We start from the raw sequence: 9835 nt of genomic DNA on the forward strand, positions 1-9835 counted from the left end.
AGAGATGTAAGCTTGCTATTTGTTTTACTACCTTCTTTGCCATGCGTCGCTACAAAGGCTTTAGCCGTTTCACTCCACAACAAGGAATCACCTTGAACTGATTGAGTAATATTACTTATTTTTTCATCAAACTTTTTGACCTCATTAGACAGATGCGTATTTACATTCTGGACACTCGTATCAAGACCCGCAAACGCACTTCCAACATCGTTATAAGTATTATCCGTTACCGCACCATCATTAGTAATATTAGAGATTTTATAAGAAGGAGCTGTCCAAGCGCCATTTTCATACTTAGCATTACCACCAAAATATGTTGCTACCTGATCGCCCAATTTATGAAGCTGGTTACCCGTCACTGCATCCGTCGAGCCAGATTTAATGTCCCCATCTAATAGAGACGTAAGCTTGCTATTTGTTTTACCACCTTCTTTGCCATGCGTTGCTACAAAGGCATTAGCCGTTTCACTCCAGTTCAAAGAATCACTTTTTGCATCGGCAATGTCTTTGCCTATTTCATTCTTAATATTCGTGATGGAATTATTCACATTGCTGAAAGAAGTACTTACACCAGCAAAGGCTGTGGTTACATCATGATACTCTTTATCTTCTGTATTGCCATCTTCTTTCACGCTCTTAATCGTGAATGTAGGGGCTGTCCATGTGCCGTTTTCATAGCTAGCGCTACCGCCTAAAGACTTCGCAACTTTATCACCTAACGCATGAAGCTGGTTACCCGTCACTGCATCCGTCGAGCCAGATTTAATGGCCCCATCTAATAGAGATGTAAGCTTGCTATTTGTCTTCGCTTCACCTGATCCATGCGTCGCCACAAAGGCTTTAGCCGTTTCACTCCAGTTCAAAGAATCTCCTTGAACTGATTGAGTAATATTACTTATTTTTTCATCAAACTTTTTGACCTCATTAGACAGATGCGTATTTACATTCTGGACACTCGTATCAAGACCCGCAAACGCACTTCCAACATCGTTATAAGTATTATCCGTTACAGCACCATCATTAGTAATATTAGAGATTTTATAAGAAGGAGCTGTCCAAGCGCCATTTTCATACTTAGCATGACCACCAAAATATGTTGCTACCTGATCGCCCAATTTATGAAGCTGGTTACCCGTTACTGCATCCGTCGAGCCAGATTTAATGTCCCCATCTAAAAGAGACGTAAGCTTGCTATTTGCTTTCGCATCCCCTGATCCATGCGTCGCCACAAAGGCATTCGCCGTTTTGCTCCAGTTCAAGGAATCACTTTTCACATCGGCAATGTCTTTGCCTATTTCATTCTTAATATTCGTAAAAGAGCTACCTACACCGGAAAACGCTTCCGCTACATTACCATAGCTTTTCTCTTCATCATGACCTTCAGAATTGATTATTTTAACCTTGAATGTAGGAGCTGTCCAAGCACCATTTTCATACTTAGCGTTACCACCTAAAGATTTTGCAACTTTATCACCTAGGGCATGAAGCTGGTTACCCGTTACTGCATCCGTTGAAATAGCAGAAATATCTCCATTTTGAAGAGATGTAATCTTGCTGTTTTCTTTCTTGTCTCCATGTATCGCTACAAAAGAACCTTTGGACTTATCCCACAACAAAGCGTCATTTTTAGCAGCCGTAATGTCCTTTTCAATCTCTTTGCTAATTTCATCCTTAATATTATTAAATTTATCTTTAACATTCTCGAATGAAACACCAACACCGGCAAAAGCAGATGCAACATCGTCATAAGTCGAGTCAGAAACACTACCATCAGATGCAAATTTTTTAACCTTGAATGTAGGAGCTGTCCAAGCGCCATTTTCATACTTAGCATTACCGCCCAAAGATTTTGCAACACTGCTTCCTAGGGTATGAAGCTGGGAACCATTTATGGCATCAGTTGAGGTTGCTGTAATGTCTCCATTCTTCAAAGAAGTAATCTTGCTGTTCTCTTTATTTTCTCCATGGGTCGCTACAAAGGCATTCGCCGTTTTGCTCCAAATTAAAGAATCGCTTTTTTCACCAGCAATTTCTTTTGTAATCTCATTCTTAATATTCGTGATGGAATCACCAACACCAGCAAAGGCAGATGCGACACTGTCATAAGTCGAGTCAGTAACGTCACCATCAGAATTGAACTGCTTAACTTTGAATATAGGAGCAGTCCACGTGCCATTCTCATACTTAGCATTACCACCTAAAGATTTTGCAACTTTATCACCTAGGGCATATAGCTGGTTACCCGCTACAGCATCCGTTGAGGTTCTAGTAATGTCTCCATTTTTAAGAGACGTAATCTTGCTACTTGTATTCTCTTCACCATGCGTTGCTACAAAGGCATTCGCCGTTTTGCTCCAAATTAAAGAATCGCTTTTTTCACCAGCAATTTCTTTGGCAATCTCATTCTTAATATTCGTGATGGAATCACCAACACCAGCAAAGGCAGATACGACATTGTCATAAGTCGAGTCAGAAACACTGCCATCAGATGCAAATTTTTTAACCTTGAATGTAGGTGCTGTCCAAGAGCCACCTTCATACTTAGCATTACCACCCAAAGATTTTGCAACACTGCTCCCTAGGGTATGAAGCTGGGAACCATTTATGGCATCAGTTGAGGTAGCTGCAATGCTACCATTTTCAACTGCCTGAATCTTTTTACCACCAGCATTTATACCGGAAGTCGTCACTTTTGGACCATTGGCAATCACTAAGCCTGTTGCGTCTAAGGTGCTGTCTCCTATTTGTATTTTATCAACTATAATGGACCTAGCTAGATCAAATTTCACTTTATTGTCTTTATCTCCTTTTGTGACCGTGAGATTTGTACTTCCAGCTGCCAAATCCATTGGGCTGGTTGAATTAACACTCGTTTTATTTTTACCATTAACAGAAAGATCCCAATTTGGGTTTACAGTGTCTTGTAGAGCTTTTAGCTGCGCAACATTCACGGCATCAGTGTCATTCGTGCCTGCAGCAACATTTATAATCTGTCTGGTCTGACCTTTCTCAAAATTACCAATACTGAGTGCACCATTAGTGGCTTTCCATACGTTATCCTGTTTATCTGAGTTCTTTCTAATACTAGGGTTATAACCCGCAACACCAGCTTTAACATTAGCCAGAGAATATTCACCTAAGGCAATTCCTCCGTCAACTGATGCTTTTGCTTGCCGACCAAATGCCAACGCACTGTCGCCGTTGGCATCTGCTAACTCACCAAATGCTAACGCATAGCCGCCGTTGGTATGTGCACCCCGACCAAGTGCAACCGCACTGTTACCGTAAACTTCTGCGTTCTCACCAACAGCAATCCCCCCGCTTCCGTTGATGCTTGCACCTCGACCAATACCAATCGAAGAATCCCCACTAACTTTAGCATTTGAACCTAAGGCAATCGCCGACTCACTTTGCGCAAAATCTCCTTTCACTATTGATGCATTTTGACCAATAACAATTGCACCATACGCATCTTTATCTACAACGCGTGCATTGTTGCCAATAGCAATTGAATTTTCCGTATTAGCTATAGGATCTTTAAAAAAAACGTTAGCAATATTAACGTCCACTCCTCTTGTTAACTCATAAAGCTGGGAACCATTTACAGCATCGGTTGAACTTGATGAAAGCTCACCAGGAGAAACATCCATAAGAAGCCTTGTTTTACCTTCACTACTCAGAATAGATATTCGAGTTAATGGTGAGTTAGGAGAAATCGATAACTTAGTCATCTCATCCGCGCGATATAGTGCACGAGGCAAACTTCTCATAAGAGAAAAGCTGTCTACATTTTCATGCAAATCATCACCGTGAGATGGATTATCTTGTTTTTCCTCAATAGTAGGGGGCTCCTTTATCTCAACAAGCTGATGATTTAAAGCTGCCAAAGCACTATTAGTGCCAGAAAATGCATCGGCTACATTCTTATAATCTTCCTTATAACCTTCCGTACCGGCAAATGCAGTATCAAAAGCATCTTTAGTCTGAAATTTAATATCAGGACTTAAGTTTTTTAAGGTATCTTCACTCTCTATAAATGCAGAGTCAACATCTCCATACACTTTACTGCCAACTACATAGGCCGGCGGAATACCTTTAAGTACATTTGCATCACCACTAAAATCGTTTGATATGTTATTAAAAATCGAAGTATTAGCAGAAACAGGAGAAACATTTGATAAAAAGATAATCACTGAAGCCACTAAAAACGCTGTAATAAACAGTAATTGATAAAACAAGCAAGAATTTTTAAAACCATTCACCACTGGCGCCTTTGATGTGGTACATAATTTTTTCATAATAAATTCTCCAAGTAAGAAAAACATATCAAGAACATTAAAAAGACACATTTCAGCACTAGGAGTGATTTGAGGATTTGTTTTTCGTCTGTTCTTTATAAAGCTTAGGTTTTTCGCAAAGATTGAAAGGAGCAGATTAGAACTCCAATGATGTTGCGGTTAACGTTGATTAATAGTTTGGTTAGTAAGGTTTTGGTTTATTCTGCCTTTAAGCAAGTTGTTTGTTTGTAATAATTTCTGAATTTGTGGATAAGAATAGAGAATGAAAGGGACATATTTATACGCTACTGTTAGATATGTGATTTATAGTTTTTGAAACAAAAAAGCTCGTTTTGTATGCTTAATGGGCAGTGAGTGTTTATGAGGAGAGGGTTTAGGTAAAACGTTTGTAGAATTATTGCGCTTTTATCACAAGAACAAGTGGCTTGTTTCTTGGTCTTTTGAGTTATTTTTCTTGAAGGATTTTAGAGCAAAATGATGATAACCGTGTGATTCTTTCATAACTTTCCGCACCTCCCTTTGCGAGAATTTTTTTTGTTCTGTTTATTCCAGAATGAGTCTTATAGACTTTCGAACAAAATAGCAAGAAGAAAATGAATTTAATTATTTTTACAGAATGAGTCTTTCTGATTTATGTAATCGTAAAATTCCCTATAATAAAAATTCATAACTTTTACGCGTTATAGACTTATGTAGAGGTTCTGTTTTACAGTTCAGTTTGAGGTATCTCCGTTTTGTCCAAAATGAGTCTTACTTTCATTGCCACTGCTGCGTACAGAGAAAATAATTAAAATAGTAAAAAGTGAGATTTTTTTGTTTCTTTAAGCATATCCCCCCAATGGATATTTTCTATTAATGAAATTACAAAACGTACAGTTTTAAAATACTGTGCAATTATGCACTCTATCAATTTATATGATAATATTACTCTGCATTTGTAAAATTTTTATTAAAGCGCTTCATTTTTTACTCAATTCAATCTCACTAAAATTATTCCTATAGAATATATTGTGATGAGACTTTATAAGTATATTACTCTGATAATATAAATTTTCGCCCTTGCCTTATTAAGACAAGGGCGAAAATTCAGCTAAATTGCAGTTTTTCGCATTATCTGCTGTTATTTTAATTTTAGAGTTATTCCGCCACCTACTCCCCACTGGCCACCAGCACTGGTAGCTGATAGATTAGAACGAATCTTACCATCTTCAGATGTATAACCCGCACCAATAGCAAAAGCAGACTGGCCACGCCACAAACCGCCACCAAATGAAACACTCAAAGATCCTGGATCATCGAAGTAACGTAAGTTAGACACCGCCAAACCAATCGCTGCTGCTTGCCTTGCCTCTTTGCGCACATTCGTAATATCATAACTTAATGCTTCAAACTTCCTATCGGTATAGGACTTCGCCTCGTTAACACCTTTACTGACTTGATCAGCCGTATATTTGTTCGCATCATTAAGAACTATCTTCATCTGATCGTCAGTGTACTTATGCGATTCTTCAGCATACTTATGCAACTGACCACCATTCACAGCTTGCTTAGAGTCTTTCTCAACCTCACCATCCCCTACATTGTCTATCAATACAGGGTCGCTGTCATTAACACCATGTAAAGAGATCTGATTCTTTTTCTTTCCGCTATCATCGGTATCATAGCTAACCGCAACATTCACCTTGTTTTCAACTTCTGTTACCCTGTTTGTAACGCTGTTTACCTTGCTTTCAACTTCTGTTACCCTGTTACTCATCTGTGAAAACTGATTGTCAGTCACCTCATAAGTTGACTTTTCTAAAATTTCCCTAGGAGCAACAGTTACCGTGGTTGAATTATCTTCCTCATCCATAGCATTTTCCGCCTCATCTATGACAAAAGGTAAGCTTCTTATAAGACGAGATCTTCTCATAAAAGGAAAGCCAGCTGTAATAGTATCCGAACCACCTTTTCCAATTCTAGGTTTTTCAACAATAGGAGGGTTATTCTTAATATCAATAATCCGATGATTCAAATTTGTGAAAGCACTATTAACACCTGTCAATGCATCTGCAACGTTCTTATAGCTTTTCTCAGTCTCATTACCATCCTTATCAAAGGTTTTAACTATAAAAGTAGGATCATTCCACGTTCCAGCGTCATCATATCCAGCACCACCGCCGAAATAACTCGCAAATGCCTGAGCCATAAAATAAAGCTGGCCACCATTTACTGCTTCGGTCGATGTTGCCGTAAATGCACCACCCTTAACACCAGAGATAATTCGTGGAGCATTTATACTGTTTGCAATATCTATTCTATTACCAGCTTCATTTCCACCAATCGTAATAAGTCCAGCGCTATTTTGCTTAACAAGGTTATTCCCTGCCGAATTAATGGCTATATTTTCAATCTTTTTATCAAGATTCGTGAAAGAACTATTTACGCCTGTAAAGGCATCTGCAACATTATGATAGCTCTTTTCAGCTCCATTACCATTCTTATCAAAAACCTTAACTGTAAAAGTAGGAGCATTCCAGTTTCCATCTGCATCATATCCAGCATTACCACTGAAATAGCTAGCAATTACATTGCTCATAGCATAAGCTTGAGAACCATTTATCGCATCAGTCGATGTTGCTGTAATAGAACCAGCCTTAACACCTGAAAGAATCCGTGCAGCATTATTAACGTTCGCAATACTTACCCTCGTTCCACTTACTTTTCCACCAATCGTAATAAGCCCCGTATCATCTTGCTTAACAAGATCATCACCTGTCCCATTAATGACTATATTTTCAATCTTTTTATCAAGATTCGTGAAAGAACTATTTACGCCTGTAAAGGCATCTGCAACATTATGATAGCTCTTTTCAGCTCCATTACCATCCTTATCAAAGACCTTAACTGTAAAAGTAGGAGCACTCCAATTTCCATCTTTATAGCCAGCACCACCACCAAAATAGCTAGCAATTACATTGCTCATAGCATAAGCTTGAGAACCATTGATTGCATCAGTCGATGTTGCTGTAATAGAACCAGCATTAACACCTGAAAGAGTCCGTACCGCATTATCAATATTTGCAATACTTACCCTCGTTCCATTTACTTTTCCACCAATGGTAATAAGTCCCGTATCATCTTGCTTAACAAGGTTGTTCCCTGCCACATTAACAACTACATTTTCAATCTTTTTATCAAGATTCGTGAAAGAGCTATTTACGCCTGTAAAGGCATCTGCAACATTATAATAGTGCTTTTCAGTCTCATTGCCATCCTTATCAAAAACCTTAACTGTAAAAGTAGGAGGCGTCCATTTTCCTTTATCAAATCCAGCACCACCACCAAAATAGCTAGAAGTAGCAATGCCTAGAGAAAAAAGTTGGGAGCCATTAACTGCATCAGACGAGAATGGCGCAATCCAACCACTATTAACACCAGTAAGAGTCCTCAATTCATGAGAGCTATTTTCAATGCTTATTCTATTGCCACCTACGTTCGCACCAATTGTAATAAGCCCTGAGCGATCTTGCTTAACAAGTTTATTGCCCGCGACTTCAGCAGTATAACGTTCCAAACCATATAATGCAGAACCAACATCTCTGTACACTTTACCGTTAATTATATAGGTTGGTGCAATACTTTTAAGTATATTTGTACCAGCACCAAAATACTGCGATACATTACCCCACGCATCACAAGCAGAAACAGGAGAAGCATTGGATAAAAAGACAGCTACTGAAACCAATGAAAGCGTTTTAATAAAAGGTAATCGATAAGACGAGCAAAAATCTTTAATATCACTCTCTTCTAGCATTTTAGGTGTGTTATATATTTTTTTCATAATAAATTCTCCGAATAAAAAAACATTAAAAAGACATATTCTTGTGTTAGGGAAACTTCAGAAGATATTTTTTCTTGTTTTATAAAAGGATTAGGGTTGTCATAATGGGAAAAAGAACTATCTAAAACACCATGAGACTATCATTGGTGTTAGTCGATAGTATAGTTAATAAGGGTGTGGTTTTTACGCTTTTAGGGAGGTTGTATCTTTTGCTGTAAAACCCTTGGGGTTGGGAGTAAATGAAATAAGTGTAGAGAGGACATGTTTGTATGTTCTTATGAGTTTTTTGTGTGCTTAAGAAGCAATAAAGATATTTATTGCGAAAGTGAAATTAAGTTGTTTGCTGAATGAGCTAAGGTATTTTTTGTAGGGTTATTATACTTTTGTCATAAAAATAAGTGAGATAACTTTGAACCTTAAAGGTGTATCTCTTAAATCTTTTTATGGTAAAGTAATAATGGTTATGTGGTTTTTTCATAACTAAACGCATTTCCTTTTGCGTAATTTTTTGCTCGGTTTTTTACGGATTATCTTTGCTCAGGCACTGTCTATAGACTATTAAGAAAAATAGCAAGAAAAAAATGAATTTAATTTAATAATTCTTTCTGATTTATTAAAAATTCTAAAATTTATAGCATTGTTCCTTGCTCTTTAGTCCTTTATAAGAGCATTGATGTGTTATTGTACTTTAGATGTTATGATCAAAGTGAAGCTTACTTAATCATTGCTATTGCTGCATACAGAGAAAATAATTGAAATAGTAAAAAATGGAATTTTTTATTTCTTTAAGCATCCCTCAAATGGATATTTCTATTAATAAAACTATAAAATGTATGCTTTTAAACTATTGTACGATTACGTACTCTATTAATTTACAGAGAGACATCACTCTGCATTTGTAAATCTTTAGTTAAGACATTTCACTTTAACTAAAATTAGTTTCACTAAAATGATGACTATAGAATACATTGCTATAAGACTTTATAAGTATACTACCCTGTGATTTTCTGTATAAAATATTAATGCTCTATAATATAAAATTTTTGCCCTTGTTTAATGAAACAAGGGCAAATGCATTTTTTATCATTAATTTAGCGTTACTCTAAATCCAGCGCCTACCCCCCAGTGACCTCCAGCACTCGTAACAGATAAATTAGAACGAATTTTGCCACTTTCAGACATATAACCAGCACCAATAGCAAATGCCGATTGACTCCGCCACAAACCACTACCAAATGAAAAGCTTAACTTTCCAGGGGTGTCATCATAACTCAAATTAGACACAGCCAAACCAATAGCAGCTGCTTGCCTTGCCTCCTTGCGGACATCTTCAATGGCATAATTCAACGTCTCAAACTTCATATCTGTATAAGATTTCGACTCGTTAACACCATCATTGATAAGACCACTAACTTGATCATCCGTATATTTCTTCGCATCATCAAGAACTATCTTCATCTGCTCTTCAGTATAATCATGCAACTGACCACCATTAACAGCTTCCTTAGAACCTTTCTCAATCTTACCATCCCCTACATTGTCTATCAAGACAGGCTCGCTGTCATTCCCACCCACTAACGTGATGCTATTGGTCTTCTTACCTTCCGCATCTTTGTCATAGTTAACAGCTCCATCTATAACCGCAGTTTCAATATCTTTAACATGTTGGTCTAGCTTATCTACCTTATGATCAACCTCGTTGACCTTCTCGTTC

At 37.6% G+C, this 9835-nt stretch carries 2 protein-coding genes and 1 pseudogene; all 3 read right to left on the reverse strand.

Translation table 11 applies throughout. The annotated features are described in order from the left end of the window. Positions 1 to 4298 (reverse strand): annotated as a pseudogene (locus ACFINC_RS08770) (hypothetical protein); the annotation flags it as partial. A 1120-nt stretch (positions 4299 to 5418) separates the two neighbouring features. Continuing rightward, positions 5419 to 8121: a YadA-like family protein gene (locus ACFINC_RS08775; RefSeq protein ID WP_375616960.1), complete on the reverse strand. Its 2703-nt coding sequence runs from the start codon at positions 8119 to 8121 to the stop codon at positions 5419 to 5421. A 1086-nt stretch (positions 8122 to 9207) separates the two neighbouring features. Beyond that, positions 9208 to 9835, reverse strand: a 628-nt coding sequence (locus ACFINC_RS08780; RefSeq protein ID WP_375616961.1) for a YadA-like family protein, incomplete at its 5' end; no start/stop codon positions are given.

This window comes from Bartonella sp. AP58NXGY (genome assembly GCF_042195785.1).
Taxonomy (GTDB): Bacteria; Pseudomonadota; Alphaproteobacteria; order Rhizobiales; family Rhizobiaceae; genus Bartonella.